Here is a 1,643-nt window from a genome sequence, read left to right as displayed (position 1 = left end):
GACGTCGACGAACTGAGCCTTGGGAGCGCAGAGGGCAAGGAATGGCCGTGAAGCAACGGGTCAGCGTCCACAAGCACGGGGAGCGGTACTTCGTCGGAGTGGACACCTTTTTCGCATCGCACCCCGGCTCGACGAGCACCAACATTTCCGAGGTGGTCAGTGCGCCCACGGATGAGGAGCTGGGTGGCACGGTGCTCAGCCTCCTGAACCAGTCGGGAGTCCTGGACCTGGCGCTGGTGGCCAAGGGGGAGGATGGTCGCTCACACGTTGCAGCAGCCCTGGAGCTGCCCTCGGACAGTGCGCTGTTGCGCGAGACGGTCTTGGTCAGCGTCACGCGCAAGGGTAGGCGCTTGTTGATCGGGGCGATGCCGTCCGAGGGCGCTGGCGGAGGCTTTGGGGGAGACCTCGAGACGGTCGTGATCGGTGACGACGTTCCCGTCGAGACCGTGGGGAGTGCGGTGCGCGAGGCCGCGGATCGCGCTGAAGAGGCAAGTGCGGGAGTGCTGCGCCCAGCGGGGTCGTGGCGTGGCGAGCAGCAGAACTCCGTCGTCTTCCCCTCCGGCGGGGTCGTCACGCTTCGCCGTGTAGCGAATCAGTGGTCGGTGACTGCACGTATCGGCGCGCGAGGTGGTGGTCAGTCTGGTCTGGCCTCCTCGACAGTTGAGCGGGTACCCGGTGAGGCACCGTTTGACACTCTGGGCAAGGTCGTGGTGGATGTGCTTGCTCGCGCCGGGGACAGCGACCTCCAGACTGGTGAGGAGGACCCCACCGCTGGCGACTGCCAGGTGCTGATCGAGGCGGGTGATCACGGCCTGACGATGTATCCGCAGATGATCAGCCCTGACACCGGCGTGTGGGTGGTCCCGGCACACCAAAGTGGGCGCATCGTGCCGCGCGCGGCGTCGTTGTCCGATATCGGGCAAGCGGTGTCCTTGACCGCTGACGACGAGGTTGCCTGGTGAACAGCAGCCACCCGGGATTGCCCGTGCCAGGTGTTGAGGCGCGCATGACGGGACATGTCCGGCGGATACATGCATCGCCTATGGCCTCCGTCCACGAATCCCCCTGAGCAAGACGAAGCGGCAGACGAATGTGTATCGGCACGGAGACGCGTTCTTCGTGGGGGCGATGGCCTTCTTCGCTGATCATCCCGGCGCGACGACCAGCCGGATCCATGCTGTGGCCGGTGACGTGGCTGCGCCCCCGACCGATGAGGAGTTGGGGGCGACGGTGATGGACATGCTCCGGCGCTCTGGTGTGCTCGATGCGTCCTTGATCGATCAAGGTTCGCCCACCGGGTCCGTGATGGCCAGAACGCTTGGATTGCCGTCGCATTCGGGCCTGGAGGCTGAGTGCGTCAACGTCACCGTCTCGCTGCCGAGAGACCGCCTGCTGGTGAGAGCTCGTCGATCGCAGGGGCCGGGCGGAGGGTTCGTCGGAAGTGGCCTCCCCGCGCGGGAACTGGACCCTGACAGCCCTGCAGCCGTCGTGGGTGCAGCTGTGCGTGAGGCAACCATGGAGGCGTTGACTGTCAGCGCGTCGGTGCTCAGACCGGCGGGCTCCTGGAAGGGCGCACACCCAGGAGGCCCGTCGATCCCAGGTGGCGGTGTCGTCACGGTCCGTCGTGCACCAGAGGGCTGGAC

General features: G+C 66.5%; 2 protein-coding genes. Both read left to right on the top strand.

Going from position 1 to position 1,643, the window contains the following annotated elements:
* A partial coding sequence (locus tag JAN01S_RS16375) for a hypothetical protein (RefSeq protein WP_218000070.1) occupies positions 1 to 962 on the top strand: 962 nt, incomplete at its 5' end.
* 166 nt (positions 963 to 1,128) lie between these two features.
* Positions 1,129 to 1,643, top strand: a 515-nt coding sequence (locus tag JAN01S_RS17445; protein ID WP_218000069.1) for a hypothetical protein, incomplete at its 3' end; no start/stop codon positions are given.

This window comes from Janibacter anophelis NBRC 107843 (assembly GCF_001570945.1).
GTDB classification, from domain to species: domain Bacteria; phylum Actinomycetota; class Actinomycetes; order Actinomycetales; family Dermatophilaceae; genus Janibacter; species Janibacter anophelis.
The sequence above is the reverse complement of the archived record's forward strand: the minus strand, read 5'-3'. Positions and strand labels throughout refer to the sequence as shown.